The sequence below is a fragment of the Geodermatophilus sp. SYSU D00703 genome, assembly GCF_054050155.1.
The window spans coordinates 135,513-156,576 of record NZ_JBJGYU010000008.1; the positions used below are offsets into that span (position 1 = coordinate 135,513).

At 70.6% G+C, this 21,064-nt stretch carries 31 protein-coding genes; 3 read left to right on the forward strand and 28 right to left on the reverse strand.

All coding sequences use genetic code 11. The features are described 5' to 3' along the window. Positions 1-146 precede the first annotated feature (146 nt). The 28 genes from map to rpsL form a co-directional block, all read right to left on the reverse strand. Positions 147-1,007, reverse strand: a complete 861-nt coding sequence (map, locus tag ACI782_RS11100; protein ID WP_456909065.1) for a type I methionyl aminopeptidase — start codon at positions 1,005-1,007, stop codon at positions 147-149. A gap of 15 nt (positions 1,008-1,022) precedes the next feature. Further along, a complete protein-coding gene (locus tag ACI782_RS11105; RefSeq protein WP_456909067.1) occupies positions 1,023-1,649 on the reverse strand; it encodes an adenylate kinase in 627 nt (208 codons plus the stop codon). A gap of 8 nt (positions 1,650-1,657) precedes the next feature. After that, positions 1,658-2,968 carry a preprotein translocase subunit SecY gene (gene secY / locus ACI782_RS11110; protein ID WP_456909069.1) on the reverse strand — a complete coding sequence of 437 codons (1,311 nt, stop codon included), beginning with the start codon at positions 2,966-2,968 and terminating at the stop codon, positions 1,658-1,660. 185 nt (positions 2,969-3,153) lie between these two features. Further along, on the reverse strand, positions 3,154-3,597 hold the full coding sequence (rplO, locus tag ACI782_RS11115) for a 50S ribosomal protein L15 (protein ID WP_456909071.1): 444 nt from the start codon (positions 3,595-3,597) through the stop codon (positions 3,154-3,156). 13 nt (positions 3,598-3,610) lie between these two features. Further along, positions 3,611-3,790 (reverse strand): 50S ribosomal protein L30, encoded by a 180-nt coding sequence (gene rpmD, locus ACI782_RS11120; RefSeq protein ID WP_456909073.1) that lies wholly within the window; start codon positions 3,788-3,790, stop codon positions 3,611-3,613. Position 3,791: 1 nt separating this feature from the next. Next, a complete protein-coding gene (gene rpsE, locus ACI782_RS11125; RefSeq protein ID WP_026857030.1) occupies positions 3,792-4,406 on the reverse strand; it encodes a 30S ribosomal protein S5 in 615 nt (204 codons plus the stop codon). Positions 4,407-4,446: 40 nt separating this feature from the next. Further along, positions 4,447-4,857: a 50S ribosomal protein L18 gene (gene rplR, locus ACI782_RS11130; RefSeq protein ID WP_456909075.1), complete on the reverse strand. Its 411-nt coding sequence runs from the start codon at positions 4,855-4,857 to the stop codon at positions 4,447-4,449. Continuing rightward, positions 4,857-5,396: a 50S ribosomal protein L6 gene (rplF, locus tag ACI782_RS11135; RefSeq protein WP_456909077.1), complete on the reverse strand. Its 540-nt coding sequence runs from the start codon at positions 5,394-5,396 to the stop codon at positions 4,857-4,859. Before rplF ends, rplR begins: the two co-directional genes overlap by 1 nt. A gap of 12 nt (positions 5,397-5,408) precedes the next feature. Continuing rightward, positions 5,409-5,813 (reverse strand): 30S ribosomal protein S8, encoded by a 405-nt coding sequence (rpsH, locus tag ACI782_RS11140; RefSeq protein ID WP_456909079.1) that lies wholly within the window; start codon positions 5,811-5,813, stop codon positions 5,409-5,411. 154 nt (positions 5,814-5,967) lie between these two features. Next, positions 5,968-6,153: a type Z 30S ribosomal protein S14 gene (locus ACI782_RS11145; protein ID WP_113838243.1), complete on the reverse strand. Its 186-nt coding sequence runs from the start codon at positions 6,151-6,153 to the stop codon at positions 5,968-5,970. Between the two features lie 22 nt (positions 6,154-6,175). Next, complete coding sequence (gene rplE, locus ACI782_RS11150; protein WP_456909082.1) at positions 6,176-6,760, reverse strand: 50S ribosomal protein L5; 585 nt, start codon at positions 6,758-6,760, stop codon at positions 6,176-6,178. Positions 6,761-6,765: 5 nt separating this feature from the next. Further along, positions 6,766-7,101 carry a 50S ribosomal protein L24 gene (gene rplX, locus ACI782_RS11155; protein ID WP_456909084.1) on the reverse strand — a complete coding sequence of 112 codons (336 nt, stop codon included), beginning with the start codon at positions 7,099-7,101 and terminating at the stop codon, positions 6,766-6,768. A gap of 2 nt (positions 7,102-7,103) precedes the next feature. Beyond that, on the reverse strand, positions 7,104-7,472 hold the full coding sequence (gene rplN / locus ACI782_RS11160; RefSeq protein WP_012950472.1) for a 50S ribosomal protein L14: 369 nt from the start codon (positions 7,470-7,472) through the stop codon (positions 7,104-7,106). A 231-nt stretch (positions 7,473-7,703) separates the two neighbouring features. Further along, on the reverse strand, positions 7,704-8,015 hold the full coding sequence (gene rpsQ, locus ACI782_RS11165; protein ID WP_456909086.1) for a 30S ribosomal protein S17: 312 nt from the start codon (positions 8,013-8,015) through the stop codon (positions 7,704-7,706). Further along, positions 8,012-8,245 carry a 50S ribosomal protein L29 gene (gene rpmC, locus ACI782_RS11170; protein ID WP_072919070.1) on the reverse strand — a complete coding sequence of 78 codons (234 nt, stop codon included), beginning with the start codon at positions 8,243-8,245 and terminating at the stop codon, positions 8,012-8,014. The genes rpsQ and rpmC overlap by 4 nt, the downstream gene beginning before the upstream one ends. Continuing rightward, positions 8,245-8,661 carry a 50S ribosomal protein L16 gene (rplP, locus tag ACI782_RS11175; RefSeq protein ID WP_091362954.1) on the reverse strand — a complete coding sequence of 139 codons (417 nt, stop codon included), beginning with the start codon at positions 8,659-8,661 and terminating at the stop codon, positions 8,245-8,247. The genes rpmC and rplP overlap by 1 nt, the downstream gene beginning before the upstream one ends. A 3-nt stretch (positions 8,662-8,664) precedes the next feature. Beyond that, positions 8,665-9,579, reverse strand: a complete 915-nt coding sequence (rpsC, locus tag ACI782_RS11180; RefSeq protein WP_456909089.1) for a 30S ribosomal protein S3 — start codon at positions 9,577-9,579, stop codon at positions 8,665-8,667. Next, positions 9,579-10,013, reverse strand: coding sequence for a 50S ribosomal protein L22 (rplV, locus tag ACI782_RS11185; RefSeq protein ID WP_456909091.1), 435 nt, complete (start codon positions 10,011-10,013; stop codon positions 9,579-9,581). The genes rpsC and rplV overlap by 1 nt, the downstream gene beginning before the upstream one ends. 51 nt (positions 10,014-10,064) lie before the next feature. Continuing rightward, positions 10,065-10,346 (reverse strand): 30S ribosomal protein S19, encoded by a 282-nt coding sequence (rpsS, locus tag ACI782_RS11190; protein ID WP_089402109.1) that lies wholly within the window; start codon positions 10,344-10,346, stop codon positions 10,065-10,067. A 23-nt stretch (positions 10,347-10,369) separates the two neighbouring features. Then, the gene (rplB, locus tag ACI782_RS11195) at positions 10,370-11,203 is read right to left on the reverse strand and encodes a 50S ribosomal protein L2 (protein ID WP_387987748.1); all 834 of its coding nucleotides are present in this window, start codon (positions 11,201-11,203) and stop codon (positions 10,370-10,372) included. A gap of 48 nt (positions 11,204-11,251) precedes the next feature. After that, positions 11,252-11,554: a 50S ribosomal protein L23 gene (gene rplW, locus ACI782_RS11200; RefSeq protein ID WP_448610260.1), complete on the reverse strand. Its 303-nt coding sequence runs from the start codon at positions 11,552-11,554 to the stop codon at positions 11,252-11,254. Beyond that, on the reverse strand, positions 11,551-12,330 hold the full coding sequence (gene rplD / locus ACI782_RS11205) for a 50S ribosomal protein L4 (RefSeq protein WP_456909093.1): 780 nt from the start codon (positions 12,328-12,330) through the stop codon (positions 11,551-11,553). The genes rplW and rplD overlap by 4 nt, the downstream gene beginning before the upstream one ends. Next, complete coding sequence (gene rplC / locus ACI782_RS11210; protein WP_456909095.1) at positions 12,327-12,992, reverse strand: 50S ribosomal protein L3; 666 nt, start codon at positions 12,990-12,992, stop codon at positions 12,327-12,329. The genes rplD and rplC overlap by 4 nt, the downstream gene beginning before the upstream one ends. A 15-nt stretch (positions 12,993-13,007) precedes the next feature. Beyond that, positions 13,008-13,313, reverse strand: a complete 306-nt coding sequence (gene rpsJ / locus ACI782_RS11215) for a 30S ribosomal protein S10 (RefSeq protein ID WP_014742859.1) — start codon at positions 13,311-13,313, stop codon at positions 13,008-13,010. A gap of 166 nt (positions 13,314-13,479) precedes the next feature. Then, positions 13,480-14,673 carry an elongation factor Tu gene (tuf, locus tag ACI782_RS11220; protein WP_456909097.1) on the reverse strand — a complete coding sequence of 398 codons (1,194 nt, stop codon included), beginning with the start codon at positions 14,671-14,673 and terminating at the stop codon, positions 13,480-13,482. 173 nt (positions 14,674-14,846) lie between these two features. Further along, entirely contained in the window at positions 14,847-16,946 is a 2,100-nt protein-coding gene (fusA, locus tag ACI782_RS11225) for an elongation factor G (protein WP_456909099.1), read from the reverse strand. A gap of 102 nt (positions 16,947-17,048) precedes the next feature. Further along, complete coding sequence (gene rpsG / locus ACI782_RS11230) at positions 17,049-17,519, reverse strand: 30S ribosomal protein S7 (RefSeq protein ID WP_456909101.1); 471 nt, start codon at positions 17,517-17,519, stop codon at positions 17,049-17,051. Between the two features lies 1 nt (position 17,520). Beyond that, on the reverse strand, positions 17,521-17,895 hold the full coding sequence (gene rpsL, locus ACI782_RS11235; RefSeq protein ID WP_012950487.1) for a 30S ribosomal protein S12: 375 nt from the start codon (positions 17,893-17,895) through the stop codon (positions 17,521-17,523). 571 nt (positions 17,896-18,466) lie between these two features. Here rpsL and ACI782_RS11240 point away from each other — a divergent pair. From ACI782_RS11240 to ACI782_RS11250, 3 genes are all read left to right on the forward strand, one after another. Next, complete coding sequence (locus ACI782_RS11240) at positions 18,467-19,444, forward strand: hypothetical protein (RefSeq protein ID WP_456909103.1); 978 nt, start codon at positions 18,467-18,469, stop codon at positions 19,442-19,444. A gap of 103 nt (positions 19,445-19,547) precedes the next feature. Then, a complete protein-coding gene (locus ACI782_RS11245; RefSeq protein WP_456909105.1) occupies positions 19,548-19,763 on the forward strand; it encodes a hypothetical protein in 216 nt (71 codons plus the stop codon). A gap of 80 nt (positions 19,764-19,843) precedes the next feature. Next, positions 19,844-20,887 carry an LLM class F420-dependent oxidoreductase gene (locus tag ACI782_RS11250; RefSeq protein ID WP_456909107.1) on the forward strand — a complete coding sequence of 348 codons (1,044 nt, stop codon included), beginning with the start codon at positions 19,844-19,846 and terminating at the stop codon, positions 20,885-20,887. Positions 20,888-21,064 lie beyond the last annotated feature (177 nt).

Genomic DNA, 21,064 nt, shown 5'->3' on the forward strand with positions numbered 1-21,064 from the left:
GCCACTGTACCCCGCTCCGGCGCGCCTCTCCAACCCGGTCCCGTGTGATCCAGGAGGGTGGAGAGCTCACCCCGAGCGACGGTTCGGCCCCGTCGCAGGGTCCCAGCGCGCGCGGAGCGGGTGCTGGGGGGCGAAGGGGTCCCCTCTCAGGTGCGGGGGGTGATCCCGAAGGGAGCCAGCCCCGCGACGCCGCCGTCCTCCGCGGTGAGGACCCAGGGGCCCTCCGGCGTGATGGCGACGGTGTGCTCGAAGTGGGCCGCACGGGACCCGTCCTTGGTGACCACGGTCCAGCCGTCCTCGAGCTCGACGGTGGCCGGGTCGCCCACGGTGACCATCGGCTCGATGGCCAGCGCCAGCCCGGGGACCAGCCGCGGACCCCGGCCGGGACGGCCGTAGTTGAGCACGTGCGGGTCCTGGTGCATCTCGGTCCCGATGCCGTGGCCGCCGTAGTGGTCGACGATCCCGTAGGAGTGCGTCTCGGCGGTGATCGCCCGCTCGACGGCGTGGCTGATGTCGGTCAACCGGCCACCGGCGACCGCCCGGGCGAGGCCGGCCCACATGGACCGCTCGGTGACGGCGATCAGGGCGGCGTCCTCGGCCGACGGCGGCCCCACCGTCACGGTGACCGCCGAGTCACCGTGCCAGCCGTGCAGGATCGCCCCGCAGTCGATCGAGATGTTGTCGCCCTCGGCCAGCGCGCGGTCCCTACTGGGGATGCCGTGGACGATCTCGTCGTTGATCGACGCGCAGATGCTGCCGGTGAAGCCGTGGTAGCCCAGGAAGGACGGGACCGCGCCTGCGCTGCGGATGTGGTCCTCGGCTATGGCGTCGAGCTCCCCGGTGGTGACGCCCGGCCGCACAGCCGCACGCACCGCCGCGATCGCACCGGCCACGACCAGCCCTGCGGCCCGCATGAGCTCGATCTCGTGCGGCGTCTTGATCTGGATCATCCGTCCACTCCACTTCGCCAGCAGCGGGAGGCGTCCGAGGATCCCGGCGGCCGTCATCTGCGCCGCCGTCCCTCAGCCCGCGCTCGGCTGCCCGGTCGGCCCCTCGGGCTGCGCGGCCACCTCGGCCCCGGCCACCCCGAGGGCCGCCATCGCCCGCGCGGTGACCTCCTCGATCGAACCGATCGCGTCGATGCGGGCCAGCAGCCCCTCGGCCTCGTAGAACCCCGACAGGGGCGAGGTCTGTTCCCGGTAGACCTGCAGCCGGTGCCGCACGGTCTCGGGCTTGTCGTCGTCGCGCTGCACCCACTCGCCGTCGACCAGCATGCGCCGGCCGGAGAGCCGGCGGACCAGCTCGTCCTCGTCGACGACGAGCTCCAGGACGCGGTCGAGGGCGTGGTCGAGGTCGCGCAGCGACTCGCGCAGCTGCTCGGCCTGCGCGATGGTCCGCGGGAAGCCGTCGAGCAGGAAGCCGCCCTTGGCGTCGGCCTCGGCCAACCGGTCCCTCACCATCGCGACGGTGATCTCGTCGGGCACCAGGTCACCGGCGTCCATGTAGACCTTGGCCTCGAGGCCCAGCTCGGTCCGGCCGCTGACGTTGGCCCGGAAGATGTCGCCGGTGGAGATGGCCGGGACGCCGAGCTGGCCGGCGATGATCTGTGCCTGGGTGCCCTTGCCCGCCCCCGGGGGGCCGAGCAGCACGACGCGCACTACTTCAGGAACCCTTCGTAGTTGCGCTGGTTGAGTTGCGTCTCGATCTGCTTCACCGTCTCCAACCCCACTCCGACCATGATCAACACCGCGGTCCCGCCGAACGGGAAGTTCTGGTTCTGTCCCTGCTGCGTGATCGAGAGGAACAGGTTGGGCAGCACGGCCACCAGGCCCAGGTAGATCGACCCGGGCAGGGTGATCCGGGACAGCACGTACTGCAGGTACTCGGCGGTGGGCCGGCCCGGCCGGATACCGGGGATGAAGCCGCCGTAGCGCTTCATGTCCTCGGCCCGCTCCTCCGGGTTGAAGGTGATCGACACGTAGAAGTACGTGAAGAAGACGATCAGACCGAAGTAGATCGCGATGTGCGCGGGGCTGCTCTGGTCGATGACGTAGTTCTCGAAGAACCGCCGCACCGGACCGGTCTCGTTCCCCTGCAGCTGCGTGATCAGCTGCGGCAGGTACAGCAGGGACGACGCGAAGATCACCGGGATCACGCCGGCCTGGTTGACCTTGAGCGGCAGGTACGTCGAGGTGCCGCCGTACATGCGCCGCCCGACCATGCGCTTGGCGTACTGGACCGGGATGCGCCGCTGCGCCTGCTCGACCCAGACCACCGTCCCGATGATCACGACGGCGATGACGCAGACGACGGCGAAGACGAAGCCGCCGCGGGTCTGCAGGATCGAGCCGCCCTCGGCGGGGATCCGCGCGGCGATCGAGGTGAAGATCAGCACGGACATGCCGTTGCCGATCCCCTTCTCGGTGAGCAGCTCACCGAGCCACATGATCACGGCCGTGCCGGCGGTGAGGGCGATGACCAGGACCACCGTCGTCCAGATGGACGTGTCCGGGATGATGTCCTGCGAGCAGCCGGGGAACAGCTGACCGCTGCGGGCCAGGGCGATGATGCCGGTGCTCTGCAGGATCGCCAGGGCGATCGTGAGGTAGCGGGTGTACTGGGTCAGCTTCTGCTGGCCCGACTGCCCTTCCTTCTTCAGCTGCTCGAAGCGCGGGATGACCACGACCAGCAGCTGCACGATGATGCTCGCCGTGATGTACGGCATGATGCCGAGCGCGAACACCGACAGCCTGAGCAGCGCGCCACCGGAGAAGAGGTTGACCAGCGAGTAGAGGTCCCGCTGGTCGGAGGCCTGCGCCTGCTCGAGACAGCTGTTGATGGCCTCGACCGAGACGCCGGGCCCCGGGATCGCGGCGCCCAGCCGGTACACGGCGATGATCGCCAGGGAGAACAGCAGCTTGCGCCGGAGGTCTGGCGTCCGGAACGCCGCGGCGAACGCCTGCAGCACGTGCCCTCCCCTGCTCGGTCGGATGAGGTTAGCAACGGTGGGGTGCGGACCCGTCCAGCACCCGCTCAGGAGGGTGAGGTCGGCGGTCCGCCGCTCGGGGTCGGCCCGGCCCGGGAGCGACCGGACCGAGCAGCAGACGACCCCCGGGGCGGCGGTTCGAGTCGCACCCCGGGGGTCGTCGTCGATCAGATGCGGGTGGTGCTGCCCCCGGCCGCGGCGATCTTCTCCGCGGCGGACGCCGAGAACGCGTGCGCGTGCACGTGCACCTCGACACCGCCCAGGTCGCCGGTGCCGAGCACCTTCACCGGCTGGCCGCGGCGCACCGCGCCGGCCTCGGCGAGGGAGTCGGGGTTCACCGAGCCGCCCTGGGGGAACAGGGACGCGATCCGGTCGAGGTTGACGACCTGGAAGACGACCTTGTTCCGGTTCTTGAAGCCCGAGAGCTTCGGCAGCCGCATGTGCAGCGGCGTCTGCCCGCCCTCGAACCGCGCGGACGTGTTGCCGCGCGCGCCGGTGCCCTTGGTGCCGCGACCGGCCGTCTTGCCCTTGGAGCCCTCACCGCGACCCACGCGGGTCTTCGGGGTGTGGGCGCCCGGGGCCGGACGCAGGTGGTGGACCTTCAGTGTCATAGCGAGTCTTTCCTCAGACTTCCTCGACGCGCACGAGATGCGGCACCGTCGCGACCATCCCGCGGATCTCGGGACGGTCCTCCTGGACGACCGAGTCGTTGATCCGCTTGAGACCGAGCGACCGCAGCGTCTGGCGCTGGTTCGGCTTGGTCCCGATGGCGGACTTGACCTGGGTGACCTTCAGCTGCGCCACGTCAGACCCCCTGACCCGCACGGGCACGCAGCATGGCGGCCGGAGCGACGTCCTCGAGGGGCAGACCACGGCGGGCCGCGATCTCCTCGGGACGGACGAGGTCCTTCAGCGCCTGCATGGTGGCGTGCACGATGTTGATCGGGTTGGAGGACCCGAGGCTCTTCGAGAGCACGTCGTGGATGCCCGCGCACTCGAGGACGGCGCGCACCGGGCCACCGGCGATGACACCGGTACCGGGGCTGGCGGGCTTGAGCAGCACGACGCCGGCAGCGGCCTCACCCTGCACCGGGTGCGGGATGGTGCTGGCGATCCGCGGCACCTTGTAGAAGTGCTTCTTGGCCTCCTCGACACCCTTGGCGATCGCCGCGGGCACCTCCTTGGCCTTGCCGTAGCCGACGCCCACGGTGCCGTCGCCGTCGCCCACGATCACCAGCGCGGTGAAGCTGAAGCGCCGACCGCCCTTGACGACCTTGGACACGCGGTTGATGGCCACCACGCGCTCGATGTAGTTGCTCTTCTCGGCAGGCGCGCCGCCGGGCCCCCGCCCGCCGTCACGACGGTCGCGGCGGTCGTTGCCGCCGCCGGCGCCGCCGCCGCGTCGCTGTGGTCCTGGCATCAGACGTCCCTCTCGATCTGCTCGTTCGCGGTGTAGCTCATCAGAAGTCCAGACCGCCCTCGCGGGCCCCGTCCGCCAGGGCGGCGATGCGCCCCTGGTAGCGGTTGCCGCCGCGGTCGAACACCACCGCGGTGATGCCCGCGGCCTTGGCCCGCTCGGCGACCAGCGCGCCCACCTGGCGGGCGAGCGTGGACTTGTCGCCCTCGGCGCTGCGCAGGCTCGGGTCGAGCGTCGAGGCACTGACCAGGGTACGGCCGGCGGTGTCGTCGACGACCTGCACGTGGATGTGCCGCGTGCTGCGGTTGACCACCAGGCGCGGACGCTCCGGCGTGCCCGAGACCCGCTTGCGCAGCCGGTTGTGCCGGCGCAGGCGGGAGACCCGCCGCGCGGTGCTGACGTCGGTGCCGACGGGCTTGTGGACCCGTGCGGCAGCCTTCTCGGTCTGTGCCATCACTTACCCGTCTTCCCGACCTTGCGCTTGATGACCTCACCCTGGTAGCGCACGCCCTTGCCCTTGTACGGGTCCGGACGGCGCAGCTTGCGGATGTTGGCCGCGACCTGCCCCACCTGCTGCTTGTCGATCCCCTCGACCCGCAGGCGGGTCGGCGTCTCGACGGCGAAGGTGATGCCCTCCGGGGCGCGCACCGGCACCGGGTGGCTGTAGCCCAGGGCGAACTCGAGGTCCGAGCCGCGCGCCTGGACGCGGTAACCGACACCCACGATCTCGAGGGTCTTGGTGTACCCCGTGGTGACGCCGGTGATCATGTTGGCGATCAGGGTGCGCGACAGGCCGTGCAGGGCGCGGCTCTCCCGCTCGTCGTCGGGGCGCTGCACGCTCAGCGTGCCGTCCTCGTCGCGGGCCACGGTGATGGGTGCCGCGACGGTGTGGCTGAGCGAGCCCTTGGGCCCCTTCACGTTGACCGTCTGACCGTCGATGGCGACGTCCACGCCACTGGGCACCGGAATCGGGAGTCGTCCGATCCGTGACATCTGCTCGTCCCCTTACCAGACGTAGGCGAGGACTTCCCCGCCCACGCCCTTCTTGTTCGCCTGCCGGTCGGTCAGCAGACCGGTCGAGGTGGAGATGATCGCCACCCCGAGGCCGCCGAGCACCTTGGGCAGCGCGCTGGACTTGGCGTACACCCGCAGGCCGGGCTTGGAGACGCGCCGGACACCGGCGATGCTCCGCTCACGGTTGGGGCCGTACTTGAGGTCGATGACGAGCTCCTTGCGGGTGGAGCCGTCCTTCTCGACCTCGGCGACCCGCCAGCCGGCGATGTACCCCTCCTGCTGGAGGATCTCCGCGATGTGCGTCTTCAGCTTGGAGGACGGCATCGTCGTGGAGTCGTGGTACGCCTGGTTGGCGTTCCGGATCCGCGTGAGCATGTCCGCGATCGGGTCGGTCATCGTCATGGGTGTGGTGCCTCTCTCGCCGCGGTTCCTCACGCGGGTGTCGCGCGGGCCTCTCGGCGATCGGTGGTGCTCGCTAGGTGACTTGCTGGAACGGCCCGGCTGCAGGGGCCCACGGCGCGCGGAGCGTGTCGTGGGGCAGCCGGGTCCTTCACCAGCTGGACTTGCTGACGCCCGGGAGCTCGCCGGCGTGGGCCATCTCCCGCAGGCAGATCCGGCACAGGCCGAACTTGCGGAAGACGGCGTGCGGACGACCGCACCGCTGGCATCGGGTGTAGCCGCGGACCGCGAACTTCGGCTTGCGGGCCGCCTTGTTGATCAGCGCCTTCTTGGCCATCTGTCTGTCTCCTCGCCCCGGCTCAGCGGGTGGTGGTCACGACGGGCTGGCCGGCGAACGGGAAGCCCAGCAGGCGCAGCAGCTCGCGACCCTCCTCGTCGTTCGTGGCGGTGGTGACCAGCGTGATGTCCATGCCGCGGGGACGGTCGATCTTGTCGACGTCGATCTCGCGGAACATCGACTGCTCGGTCAGCCCGAACGTGTAGTTGCCGTGACCGTCGAACTGCTTGGCGGACAGGCCGCGGAAGTCACGGATGCGGGGCAGGGCCAGCGACAGCAGCCGGTCCAGGAACTCCCACATGCGGTCACCGCGGAGGGTGACCTTGGCGCCGATCGGCATGCCCTCGCGCAGCTTGAACTGCGCGATGGACTTGCGGGCCCGGACGACGGCCGGCTTCTGACCGGTGATCGCGGTGAGGTCGCGGACCGCGCCGTCCATCAGCTTCGCGTCGCGGGTCGCCTCGCCGACGCCCATGTTGACGACGATCTTCGTCAGCCGCGGGATCTGCATGACGTTGTCGTACTCGAACGTCGACTGCAGCGCCGGGGCGATCTCCGCGCGGTAGCGCTCGAGCATGCGGGGCAGCTCACGGGTGGGTGCACTCATGTCGGTCAGAGGTCCTTACCGGTGCGCCGCGAGACCCGGATGCTGCGGCCTTCCTCGTCCTTGCGGTAGCCGACCCGGGTCGGCTTGTCCTCGGAGTCGATCACCATCACGTTGCTGACGTGGATGGGAGCCTCCTGCGTGACGATCCCGCCCGACTGGGCACCACGCTGGTTCGAGCTGATCCGGGTGTGCTTCTTGACCCGGCCGACGCCCTCCACGAGGACCTTCTGCTGCTTGGGGTAGGCGGCGATCACGCGGCCCTTGGCACCCTTGTCCTTGCCGGACAGCACCACGACGGTGTCGCCCTTCTTGACCTTCATCGAGGGGGTCTTCTCCGCCATGGTCACAGCACCTCCGGGGCGAGCGAGATGATCCGCATGAAGCGCTTGTCGCGGAGCTCACGGCCGACGGGGCCGAAGATGCGCGTACCGCGCGGGTCGCCGCTGTCGCGGATGATGACCGCGGCGTTCTCGTCGAAGCGGATGTAGGAGCCGTCCGGACGACGGCGCTCCTTCACCGTGCGGACGACGACGGCCTTGACCACGTCACCGCGCTTCACGCCGGCGCCGGGAAGGGCGTCCTTCACCGTGGCGACGATGACGTCGCCGATGCCCGCGTAGCGTCGCCCGGAACCGCCGAGCACCCGGATGCAGAGGATCTCCTTTGCCCCGGTGTTGTCGGCGACCCGCAGTCGCGACTCCTGCTGGATCACGTCCTACTCCCTGGTGTTTCGTGGTGACAGCCGGGCCGGAACGGTGAACCGGCTGTCCGATACCCACGTGCGGACGCACCGGCAGCGACAGCCGCCGGTGCGTCCGAGGCACGGGTACCGGGATGCGGCGCGCACCCGGAGGGCGCGCCAGTCGTCCAGCGTACCTGCTCCTGGATCTCCCCCGGAGGGGTGCTGGTCACTCGGCCCGCGCGCGGACCGGGTGACCAGCGCTCACTTCGCCTTCTCGAGGACCTCGACCAGCCGCCACCGCTTGGTGGCCGACAGCGGCCGGGTCTCCATGATCTGCACGCGGTCACCGATGCCGGCGACCTGCTGCTCGTCGTGGGCCTTCAGCTTGCTGGTGCGACGGATGACCTTGCCGTAGAGGCCGTGCTTCACGCGGTCCTCGACCTCGACGACGATCGTCTTGTCCATCTTGTCGCTGACCACGAGGCCCTCGCGGACCTTGCGGTAGCCACGGCCGGCCAGGCCGGGACCCGTCGCAGCCGCGGTGTTCGGCTGCGCCGACTGGGGCTCGCTCATGCCACACCCTCGTTCGGGGCGACCGAGAGGCCCAGCTCGCGCTCGCGCATGATCGTGTAGATCCGGGCGATGTCGCGGCGGACGGTCTGCAGCCGCCGGTTGTTGTCCAGCTGGCCGGTGGCCACCTGGAACCGCAGGTTGAACAGTTCTTCCTTGGACTCGCGCAGCCGCGTGGCGAGCTCCTCGGCGGAGAGCTCACGCAGCTCGGGAGCGGTCAGACCGGCGGCCATCACACCTCTCCTTCGCGAGTGATGAAGCGGCACTTCATGGGCAGCTTGTGGATGGCGCGGCGCATGGCCTCGCGGGCCACGGGCTCGGCGACACCCGAGAGCTCGAACATGATGCGGCCGGGCTTGACGTTGGCCACCCACCACTCGGGCGAACCCTTACCGGAACCCATGCGGGTCTCGGCCGGCTTCTTGGTGAGCGGGCGGTCCGGGTAGATGGAGATCCAGACCTTGCCGCCACGACGGATGTGCCGCGTCATGGCGATACGGGCCGACTCGATCTGCCGGTTGGTCACGTAGGCCGGCTCGAGCGCCTGGATGGCGTACTCGCCGAAGTTGATGGCGGTGCCGCCCTTGGCACGACCCGAACGGCTCGGGTGGTGCTGCTTGCGGTGCTTGACGCGCCGTGGGATCAGCACGTGTCAGCCCTCCGTGGTGTTCTGCGCGGCCGTGTTCTCGGCCGCAGCGGTCGCCTCGGCGCCGGCGTTCTCGGCGACGGTCTGCTCGGGAGCGACCTCGCCCGACGTCGCGGCCACGGCGCTGTCGGTGGTGTCGACGGCCGGGCCGGTCGAGGACTCCGCCGCGGCGCGGCCGGCCTCGGTGCCGCCGGCAGTGGTGCCGGACGAGCCGGACCGGCGCGGGCGCTGGGCGCGCTCACGACGCTGCTGGCGCGCCGCGAGGGCCTCGAGGGCCTCCCGCTCGGCACGCGAGCCGCTGACGTCGCCCTTGTAGATCCAGACCTTCACGCCGATGCGGCCGAAGGTCGTGCGGGCCTCGTAGATGCCGTAGTCGATGTTCGCGCGCAGCGTGTGCAGCGGCACACGGCCCTCGCGGTAGAACTCCGACCGGCTCATCTCGGTGCCGCCGAGGCGACCGGAGCACTGCACCCGGATGCCCTTGACCTGCGGGCTGCGCTGCGCCGACTGCATGGCCTTGCGCATGGCGCGCCGGAAGCTCACCCGGCTGGAGAGCTGCTCGGCGACGCCCTGGGCGACCAGCTGCGCGTCGGCCTCGGGGTTCTTCACCTCGAGGATGTTCAGCTGCACCTGCTTGCCGGTGAGCTTCTCCAGCTCGCCACGGATGCGGTCGGCCTCCGCGCCGCGGCGGCCGATCACGATGCCGGGCCGGGCGGTGTGGATGTCGACGCGGACGCGGTCGCGGGTCCGCTCGATCTCCACCTTGGAGATCCCGGCCCGCTCCATCCCCTTGCTCATGAGCTTGCGGATGGCCACGTCTTCCTTGACGTAGTCCTTGTAGAGCTTGTCGGCGTACCACCGCGACTTGTAGTCGGTGGTGATGCCCAGTCGGAACCCGTGCGGGTTGACCTTCTGACCCACTAGCGGGTCCCTCCCTTCGTGTTGCTGCTCTGCTGGGTGGCCGGCCCGGACTGACCGGTGCGCCGGCGGGCCGTGCGCGACTTGCCGGCCAGGTCGGCGTTGGCCGACACCTCGGCCACCTCGACCGTGATGTGGCAGGTGCGCTTGTTGATCCGGTACGCGCGGCCCTGGGCCCGCGGGCGGATGCGCTTGAGCGTCGGGCCCTCGTCCACGTACGCCGCGCTCACGACCAGCGCGGCCGGGTCCAGCCGCAGGTTGTGCTCGGCGTTGGCGACGGCGCTGGCGACGACCTTGAGCACCGGCTCGCTGGCGGCCTGCGGCGCGAAGCGCAGCAGGGCCAGGGCCTCGTCGGTCGGCAGGTAGCGGATGAGGTCCACCACCCGGCGTGCCTTCATGGGGGTGACGCGGACGAACCGGGCCGTAGCCCGGGCCACCGGCGCCTCCTGTCCCACCTGGGAAGTCATGTGGATTCTCTCTCTACCTGGTCAGCCGCGCCGGGACCGGCGGTCGTCCTTGACGTGCCCACGGAAGGTGCGGGTGGGCGCGAACTCGCCGAGCTTGTGCCCGACCATGGCCTCGGTCACGAACACCGGGACGTGCTTGCGACCGTCGTGGACGGCGATGGTGTGCCCGAGCATGTCGGGGATGATCGTCGAGCGGCGGGACCAGGTCCGGATGACGGTCTTGGTGCCCTTCTCGTTCTGCGCGTCCACCTTCTTGAGCAGGTGGTCGTCGACGAACGGGCCCTTCTTCAGGCTGCGTGGCATGTCTGTCGGACTCCTCTACCCGCTCAGCGCTTCTTGTTGGTGCGCCGGCGGCGCACGATCAGGGCGTCACTGGCCTTCCGCTTGCGCGTCCGGCCCTCCGGCTTGCCCTTCGGGTTCACCGGGTGGCGACCACCGGAGGTCTTGCCCTCACCACCACCGTGCGGGTGGTCCACCGGGTTCATGGCGACACCGCGGACGGTCGGGCGCTTGCCCTTCCACCGCATGCGGCCGGCCTTGCCCCAGTTGATGTTCGACTGCTCGGCGTTGCCCACCTCGCCGACGGTCGCGCGGCAGCGGACGTCGACGTTGCGGATCTCGCCCGAGGGCATGCGCAGCTGCGCGAAGCGACCCTCACGGGCCACCAGCTGGACGCTGGTGCCGGCCGAGCGGGCGATCTTCGCGCCGCCACCCGGACGGAGCTCGATGGCGTGGACGACGGTGCCGACGGGGATGTTCCGCAGCGGCAGGTTGTTGCCCGGCTTGATGTCGGCCGAGGGGCCGCACTCGACCGTGTCGCCCTGCTTCAGGCGGGCCGGCGCGATGATGTAGCGCTTCTCGCCGTCCGCGAAGTGGAGCAGCGCGATGCGCGAGGTGCGGTTCGGGTCGTACTCGATGTGCGCGACCTTGGCCGGCACGCCGTCCTTGTCGGCCCGGCGGAAGTCGATCACCCGGTAGGCGCGCTTGTGCCCACCGCCCTGGTGCCGAGCGGTGACCTTCCCGTGGACGTTGCGCCCGCCGCGACCGTGCAGCGGCCGGACCAGCGACTTCTCGGGGTGGTCGCGGGTGACCTCGGCGAAGTCGGCGACGCTGGAGCCACGGCGGCCCGGCGTCGTCGGCTTGTACTTGCGGATAGCCATTGCTGACTCAGTCCCTGTCTTCTATCTCTGGTCCGTTGGTCCGGCCGCTCAGGCGCCCGGGCCGCCGAAGATCTCGATGCGGTCGCCCGGCGCGAGCGAGACGATCGCCCGCTTGGTGTCCTTGCGCTTGCCGAGCTTGTTGCCCCGGCTGCGCTTGCGCTTGCCCTGGCGGTTGATGGTGTTCACGCCGAGGACCTTCACGTTGAAGATCTGCTCGACCGCGATCTTGATCTGCGTCTTGTTGGCCTCGGGCAGGACGACGAACGTGTACTGGTTCTCGTCGAGCAGGCCGTAGCTCTTCTCCGAGATGACCGGGGACAGCAGGACGTCCCGGGGGTCGCGGACGCTCACTTGGTCTCCTCAGCGGTGTCGAGGTCCAGGTCGGTGGTGCCCTGGGCCGGCTGGATCGACGGGATGGCGCCCGGGACGTCCGGCGTCGTGAGGTCGGGCTTCTCGACGCCGCGGCGCTTGCCGGTGGCCGGACCGGCCACGAACTCGGCCAGCGCGGCCTCGGTGAAGACGACCTCGTCGGACACCAGGACGTCGTAGGTGTTGAGCTGGCCGGCCTCGATGAGGTGCACCTGCGGCAGGTTGCGCAGGCTGACCCAGTTGAGGACGTCCTCGCGGTCGAGCACGACCAGGACCCGCTTGGCGGTGGTGATGGCCTCGAGGGTGGCCAGCGCGGCCTTGGTCTTCGGGGCGTCGCCGTCCACGAAGGTGCTCACGACGTGCACGCGCTCCTCGCGGGCCCGGTCGGAGAGGGCACCGCGCAGCGCGGCGGCCTTCATCTTCTTCGGGGTCTTCTGCGAGTAGTCGCGCGGCTGCGGGCCGTGGACGGTGCCACCGCCCTCGAACTGCGGCGCGCGGGTCGAGCCCTGGCGGGCGCGGCCGGTGCCCTTCTGGCGGTACGGCTTGGCGCCACCACCGCTGACCTGACCACGGGTCTTGGTCGCGTGCGTGCCCTGGCGGGCGGCGGCCAGCTGGGCCACCACGACCTGGTGCATCAGCGCGACGTTGGCCGTCGCGTCGAAGAGCTCACCGGGCAGCGTCACGCTGCCGGAGGTCTCCCCGGCCGGCGTCCGGACGTCGACCTGGCGGTCGGTCCGGGTCTGGGTCGACTGGGTCACTGGTCGTCACTCCCCACGGGGCCGCCCTTGACGGCCGAGCGGACGAGCACGAGGCCGCCCTTCGGACCGGGGATCGCGCCCTTGATCAACAGCAGCCCGCGCTCGGCGTCCACCTTGTGGACGTTGAGCGAGAGGGTCGTCGTCTTCACCGCGCCCATGCGGCCGGCCATGCGCAGGCCCTTGAAGACGCGGCCGGGGGTCGAGGCCCCGCCGATGGAACCGGGCGACCGGTGCTTGCGCTGGGTGCCGTGCGCGGCGCCCAGGCCGCGGAAGCCGTGCCGCTTCATGACACCGGCCGTGCCCTTGCCCTTGCTGGTGCCGATGACGTCGACCTTCGCGACGCCGTCGAAGACCTCGGCGGTCAGCTCCTGGCCGACCGTGTAGTTCGAGGCGTCCGCGGTGCGCAGCTCGACCAGGTGACGACGCGGCGTGACGCCCGCCTTGGCGAAGTGCCCGCCCTCGGGCTTGTTCACCTTGCGCGGGTCGATCTCACCGAACCCGAGCTGGACGGCGGAGTAGCCGTCGACCTCGGGGGTGCGCACCTGGGTCACCACACACGGGCCCGCCTTGACGACGGTCACCGGCACGATGCGGTTGTTCTCGTCGAAGACCTGGGTCATGCCCAGCTTCTCGCCGAGGAGACCACGGAATGTGCTCGCCATGTCTGCTGACTGCCCTTACTGGATGTTCACGTCGACCGAGGCCGGCAGGTCGATGCGCATGAGCGCGTCGACCGTCTTCGGCGTCGGGTCGAGGATGTCGATGAGCCGCTTGTGCGTGCGCATCTCGAAGTGCTCGCGCGAGTCCTTGTACTTGTGCGGCGAGCGGATGACGCAGTACACGTTCTTCTCCGTCGGCAGCGGCACCGGGCCGACCACGCGCGCACCGGTCTTGGTCACCGTGTCGACGATGCGCCGCGCCGAGGCGTCGATCGCCTCGTGGTCGTAGGCCTTCAGCCGGATGCGGATCTTCTGTCCCGCCATCGCTGTCTTCTGCTCCTGCCGATCGGTGTCTGTTCTAGCTGGGAACGCCGGGTGGTCCTGACCTCATCCGGTCCGGCCCCAGCGGGGAGGGTGGCGATGCACACACGGCACGCCACCCGGGGACGGGCGGCGGCACACAGGTGCGACCGCCGCCCGTCGGGGGGTGTTACTTGAGGATCTTGGTGACGCGACCAGCGCCGACGGTGCGGCCACCCTCACGGATGGCGAACCGCAGGCCCTCCTCCATGGCGATCGGCTGGATCAGCTCGACCGTCATCTCGGTGTTGTCGCCCGGCATGACCATCTCGGTGCCGGCCGGCAGGGTCACGACGCCGGTGACGTCCGTGGTCCGGAAGTAGAACTGCGGACGGTAGTTGTTGAAGAACGGCGTGTGCCGGCCACCCTCGTCCTTCGAGAGGATGTAGACCGAGCCCTCGAAGTTGGTGTGCGGGGTGATCGAGCCGGGCTTCACGACGACCTGGCCGCGCTCCACGTCCTCGCGCTTGATGCCGCGCAGCAGCAGACCGACGTTGTCGCCGGCCTGGCCCTGGTCGAGCAGCTTGCGGAACATCTCGACGCCGGTGACGGTGGTCTTGGTCGACGAGGAACGGATGCCGACGATCTCGACCTCCTCGTTCACCTTGACGATGCCGCGCTCCACGCGACCGGTGACGACGGTGCCGCGACCGGTGATGGTGAAGACGTCCTCGACGGGCATGAGGAACGGCTTGTCGATCTCACGCTGCGGCTCGGGGATCGCGGTGTCGACGGCGTTCATCAGCTCCATGAGCTTGTCGCCCCACTCCGCGTCGCCCTCGAGGGCCTTCAGCGCCGAGACGCGGACCACGGGGACGTCGTCGCCCGGGAACTCGTACTCGCTGAGCAGCTCGCGGACCTCCAGCTCGACGAGCTCGAGGATCTCCTCGTCGTCGACCATGTCGGCCTTGTTGAGCGCCACGACGATGTAGGGGACGCCGACCTGGCGGGCCAGGAGGACGTGCTCCTTGGTCTGCGGCATCGGGCCGTCGGTCGCGGCGACCACCAGGATGGCGCCGTCCATCTGCGCCGCACCGGTGATCATGTTCTTGATGTAGTCGGCGTGCCCGGGGCAGTCGACGTGCGCGTAGTGACGGTTCTCCGTCTGGTACTCGACGTGGGCGATCGAGATCGTGATGCCGCGGGCCTTCTCCTCGGGCGCCTTGTCGATCTGGTCGAACGCCGACGCCTCGTTGAGGTCCGGGTACTTGTCGTGCAGCACCTTGGTGATCGCCGCGGTCAGGGTGGTCTTCCCGTGGTCGATGTGCCCGATGGTGCCGATGTTGACGTGCGGCTTGGTCCGCTCGAACTTGGCCTTGGCCACTGGGTTCCTCTCCTCGTGGTCTCGCGTCGTGCGCGAACTCTGGGGTGGGCTTGCTGGGGCCCGGACGGGGGGCTACCCCCGTCCGGCAGGTCACTCGCCGGTCGCCTCGGCGATGTCCATGGCTCGGCGCCGGGTTCGTTCCGCGCCGCGGGCCGTGGACGGCCCTACGGTGCTCACTCTCCCGTCGCCTTCGCGATGATCTCCTTGGCGACGTTGGCCGGGACCTCGGCGTACGAGTCGAACACCATGGTGTAGCTCGCCCGCCCCTGGGTGCGGCTGCGCAGGTCGCCCACGTAGCCGAACATCTCCGAGAGCGGGACCAGGGCCCGGACGACGCGGGCGCCGGAGCGCTCCTCCATCGCCTGGATCATCCCGCGCCGGGAGTTCAGGTCGCCGATGACGTCACCCATGTAGTCCTCGGGCGTGACGACCTCGACGGCCATCATCGGCTCGAGCAGGGCCGGGCTGGCCTTGCGTGCGGCCTCCTTGAAGACCATCGAGCCGGCGATCTTGAAGGCCATCTCCGAGGAGTCGACCTCGTGGTACTGCCCGTCGATGAGGGTCGCCTTGACGCCCACGACCGGGTAGCCGGCGAGTATGCCGTACTGCATGGCGTCCTGCATGCCCTGGTCGACCGAGGGGATGTACTCCTTCGGGATGCGACCACCGGTGACGGCGTTGACGAACTCGTAGGTGGCGGAGTCGCCGCTGATCTCCAGCGGCTCCAGGGTCACCTGGACCTTCGCGAACTGGCCGGACCCACCCGTCTGCTTCTTGTGGGTGTAGTCGACCTTCTCGACGGCCTTGCGGATCGTCTCGCGGTAGGCCACCTGGGGCTTGCCCACGTTGGCCTCGACCTTGAACTCGCGCCGCATGCGGTCGACGAGGATCTCCAGGTGCAGCTCGCCCATGCCGGAGATGACCGTCTGACCGGTCTCCTCGTCGAGGCGGACCTGGAAGGTCGGGTCCTCCTCGGCGAGCTTCTGGATGGCGGTGCCGAGCTTCTCCTGGTCGCTCTTGGTCTTCGGCTCGATGGCGACCGAGATGACCGGGGCCGGGAAGGTCATCGACTCCAGGATCACCGGCTTCTGCGGGTCGCAGAGGGTGTCACCGGTGGTGGTCTGCTTCAGGCCCACGACGGCGACGATCTGGCCGGCGCCCACGCCCTCGCGCTCCTCGCGCTTGTTGGCGTGCATCTGGTAGATCTTGCCGATCCGCTCCTTGCGGTCCTTGGTGCTGTTGAGCACCGGGGACCCGGAGGAGACCTTGCCCGAGTAGACCCGGACGTAGGTCAGCTTGCCGAGGTGCTGGTCGGTCTGGATCTTGAAGGCCAGCGCGGAGAACGGCTCCTCCTCGTCGGCGTGCCGGATGACCTCGGTCTCGCCGTCGAGCGCGGTGCCGACGATCGCCTCGATGTCCAGCGGGCTGGGCAGGTAGTCGATGACGGCGTCGAGGAGGGGCTGCACGCCCTTGTTCTTGAACGCCGTGCCGGTCAGGACCGGGTTGACCTGCGCGGAGATGGTGGCCTTGCGGATGGCCGCCTTCAGCTGCTCGACGGAGATCTCCTCGCCGCCGAGGTAGGCCTCCATGAGGTCGTCGTCGGTCTCGGCGATCGTCTCGAGCAGCTTCTCGCGGTACTCGGCGGCCTGGTCGGCGAGCTCGGCCGGGATCTCCTCGACCGAGTAGTCCTCGCCCATCTGGGTCTCGCCACGCCAGGTCAGCGCGCGCATCCCGACCAGGTCGACGACGCCGATGAAGTCGGCCTCGGCGCCGATCGGCAGCTGCAGCACCGCGGGGTTGGCACCCAGGCGCTCGACCATCATGTCGACGCAGCGGAAGAAGTTCGCGCCGGTGCGGTCGAGCTTGTTGACGAAGCACATGCGCGGGACGCCGTACTTCTCCGCCTGCCGCCAGACCTGCTCGGTCTGCGGCTCCACCCCGGCGACACCGTCGTAGACCGCGACGGCACCGTCGAGCACCCGCAGCGACCGCTCCACCTCGACCGTGAAGTCGACGTGCCCGGGGGTGTCGATGATGTTGATGTCGTGGCCGTTCCAGGAGCACTTCGTCGCGGCGGACGTGATGGTGATGCCGCGCTCCTGCTCCTGCTCCATCCAGTCCATCGTGGCCGCGCCGTCGTGGACCTCACCGATCTTGTAGTTGATACCGGTGTAGAAGAGGATGCGCTCGGTCGTCGTGGTCTTGCCGGCGTCGATGTGCGCCATGATCCCGATGTTGCGGGTCTTGGCGAGGGTGGCCTTGGTGTCGGCCATTCGTCTCTCCTCTTTGGTTCGCAGTGCGCGTGCAGGTGGTCTGCGGGGTGGCCCGGACCACCCGCCGGCCGCGGGGGCTGGCGGAGCCAGCCGGGATGGCACTTACCAGCGGTAGTGCGCGAAGGCCTTGTTCGACTCGGCCATCTTGTGGGTGTCCTCGCGGCGCTTCACCGCGGCACCGAGGCCGTTGCTCGCGTCGAGCAGCTCGTTCATCAGGCGCTCGGTCATCGTCTTCTCCCGGCGCGCCCGGCTGTACTGGATCAGCCAGCGCAGGCCCAGCGTGGTGCTCCGTGAGGCGCGGACCTCGACCGGGACCTGGTAGGTCGCACCACCGACGCGGCGGCTGCGGACCTCGAGGGCGGGCTTGACGTTGTCCAGCGCGCGCTTGAGGGTGACCACCGGGTCGGTGTCGGTCTTGGTGCGGCAGCCCTCGAGGGCGCCGTAGACGATCGACTCGGCGACCGAGCGCTTGCCGTCGACGAGCACCTTGTTGATCAGCTGGGTCACCAGAGGCGACTGGTACACCGGGTCGGCGACCAGCGGCCGGCGCGGCGCGGGGCCCTTGCGCGGCATGTCAGCTCTTCTCCTTCTTCGCGCCGTACCGGCTGCGAGCCTGCTTGCGGTTGCGGACACCCTGGGTGTCGAGCGACCCGCGGATGATCTTGTAGCGCACGCCGGGCAGGTCCTTCACGCGGCCGCCGCGCACGAGCACCATCGAGTGCTCCTGCAGGTTGTGACCGACGCCCGGGATGTAGGCGGTCACCTCGATGCCACTGGTGAGGCGGACACGAGCGACCTTGCGCAGCGCCGAGTTCGGCTTCTTCGGCGTCGTCGTGTAGACGCGCGTGCACACACCACGACGCTGAGGGGAGCCCTTCAGCGCCGGGGTCTTGGTCTTCTCGACCTTGTCCTCGCGGCCCTTGCGGACCAGCTGGTTGATCGTGGGCATGGGTGGCCTGGATCTCCTACCTGCGCTGGGTCGTGCTGTGGATGGTGCTCTGGTCTGTCGTGCTCGGGGTGCCGGTCCTGCTGGGGTCGTACCCGGCCCGGGCCGTGACCCACCTCCGGTCCCCGCGGTCGGGCGTGTCGCCTTCCCCGGGACCGGCCGGCGATGTCAACCGGATCGGTCGCCCCCCGCGACTCGGCGCCACCACCTGGTCGGCAGGCGCACCGCGAACGGGAGCAGGCCCAGGGCACCCTGGGCACGGCTGACCACGATACCCGCGTGCCAGAACCCGGTCAAAGCCGGGTCCGCCACATGTCGACAGGCAGTGGTCAGCCCACCCGTCGGACCCGTACGCCGCGGTCAACGCCTCCTCCGGCCGGGGTGTTCCCGGACGTGGCGGACCGGGCAGGGGCCCGGCGGTGCGGGCGACTGTACCGGCTCCATGGCGCCCGGCGGACCGAGCGGCCCGCGACACCCCGGGGCCTCGGGCGGTCGGGAGGGCGCCTGCGCGGCTGTCGTACCCCAGCCCTACGGTCGGTGTCAGGACGCCCACCGACCGCCACCGGAGGATGCCGTGCACGTCGACCTGGCCCGCGAGCTGAAGACCCATCTGGCCGCGCGGCTGGCCGAGACCGGGGAGCGGGTCACCGCCCTGGACGCCCGTGGCGACCGCGGCTGGGCCCGACCGGCCCTGGGCCTGGCCCCCATCGGTCCGGGGCAGGCCCACCTGGCCATCCGGCTGGCGGTGAAGGACGACGCCGACGTCCTCCTGGCCGGCCTGGACGACGCCGTGCTCGAGGAGATCGACGTGCGGGTGATCGGGCCGGTCCGGGCGCTGTCCTCCCCCACCCCGGACCAGCTGCAGCGCCGGACCCGCCCCCTCTACCCCGGCCTGTCGGTGGGCCACGTCGCGGTCACGGCCGGGACGCTCGGCGGGTTCGTGCGGGTGGACGGTCGGCTGGCGCTGCTGTCCAACAACCACGTGCTGGCCGCGAGCGACTCCGCCTCGCTCGGCGACCCGGTGCTGCAGCCGGGCCCCGCCGACGGCGGCGCGCTCGCCACCGACCGCGTGGGCACCCTCGCGGCGTTCGTCCGGTTCCGGGGCGACGGCGGGACCAACCTGGTCGACGCCGCCGCCGCCGTCCTCGACCCGGAGGTGCCGGCCGAGCCGGGTCGCCTCCCGGGCGGCCCACTCGGCGACGAGGCACCGGACGTGGACGACGTCGACCCCGACGAGCGGGTGGAGAAGGTCGGCCGCACCACCGGGCACACGCTCGGCCGGATCACCGCCGTGGAGGTCGACGGGGTGACTGTCCAGTACGACGACGCCGTCCACACCTTCGACGACCAGGTGGAGATGGAGGGGCTCAGCGGGGACTTCAGCGCGGGCGGCGACAGCGGCTCGGTCATCTGGCGGAGCTCGGACCGGGCACCGCTGGGCCTGCTGTTCGCCGGCAGCGAGACCGGCGGGCGCAACGGCGGCGGGGTCACCTTCGCCAACCCCATGGCCAGCGTGCTGGAGCTGCTCGACCTCGAGTGGGTCGCCGGCTGAAAGGAGGACGCCCGGCCCGTGCCCCCGTCGCGAGACTGCGAGGGGTGAGGAGGACGAGTCCTCCTACTGTCGCGCCGGACTGATCGGGGGCACCATGGGTGCCATGACCGACCGCGCCTCCGCCCGAGCCGCCAAGAGCGCCCTCAGAGCGCGGCTGGGCGCCGACCCCGACGTCGTCGGCGTGGGCGTCGCCCGGGGCGAGAGCGGTTACGTGGTCAAGGTGGACCTGGCCGACGCGCACGCGGCCAGCCGTGTCCCCGGCGTGGTGGACGGCGTCCGCGTCGTCACCGAGGTCGTCGGGGTGGTTCGGGCCCTCTGAGCCCGGGTCGGGCGCACGTCACCTGTCGATACGGTCGCAGTGCGGCACCGACGACGGTGCCGCCGACCTGAGGAGTGGACGTGCGCATCGGCATCCAGGCCAGCTACAGCGGCGGCTTCCGCGAGACCGCCGCGGAGATCCGCGACCTCGAGTCCGCCGGGCTCGACCTCGCGATGGTGGCGGAGGTCTACACCTTCGACGCGGTGAGCCAGCTCGGCTACCTGGCCGCGGTGACCGAGCGGGTCGAGCTGATGAGCGGCATCTTCCCGATCTACAGCCGGACCCCGGCCCTGACCGCGATGACCGCCGCCGGCCTGGACTTCGTGTCCGACGGACGGTTCACCCTGGGCCTGGGCGCCTCCGGCCCGCAGGTGATCGAGGGCTGGCACGGGGTCCCCTACGACGCCCCGCTGCAGCGCACCCGCGAGATCGTCGAGATCTGCCGGCAGGTGTGGCGCCGTGAGCGGCTGGTCCACGACGGGCCGAAGTACACCGTCCCGCTCCCGGCCGAGCGGGGCACCGGCCTGGGCAAGCCGCTCAAGCTGATCAACACGCCGGTGCGCGAGCGGATCCCGGTACTGCTGGCCGCCCTCGGCCCGAAGAACGTCGAGCTCGCCGCGGAGATCGCCGAGGCCTGGGAGCCGATCTTCTTCGTCCCCGAGAAGGCGGCGTCGGTGTGGGGCGAGTCCCTGGCCGCGGGCCGGGCCAAGCGCGACCCGGCGCTCGGCGACCTGCAGGTCATGACCGGCGTCCCGGTCGCCGTCGGGGAGGACGTCGAGGGCCTCCTCGACGCCGTCCGCCCGCAGCTGGCCCTCTACATCGGCGGCATGGGCGCACGCGGCAAGAACTTCTACAACGACCTCGCCCGACGCTACGGCTACGAGGACGAGGCCCGCACCATCCAGGACCTCTACCTCGACGGCCGGAAGGACGAGGCGGCCGCGGCGGTGCCCGACGAGCTGGTGCGGGCGACGTCGCTCATCGGGCCGGAGTCGTACGTCGCCGAGCGGGTCGCCGCATTCCGCGAGGCCGGCGTGACGACGCTGATGCTGCAGCCGCTCGACGGCACCCCCGAGGGCCGGCTGCAGACCGTCGAGACGATGCGCCGGATCGCGGACGGGTAGGCAGCCACCTTCCGTCACGTGACGGTAGAGGCCGGGTTCCCATGGGGAGATCCGCTCACCGGGTCGGGGCCGGCAGGTGGCCGGGAGAGTCTCGGGGGGGGGGGGGGGGGGGGGGGGGGGGCGGGGGGGGGGGGGGGGGGGGGCGGCGGGGGGGGGGGGGGGGGGGGGGGGGGGGGG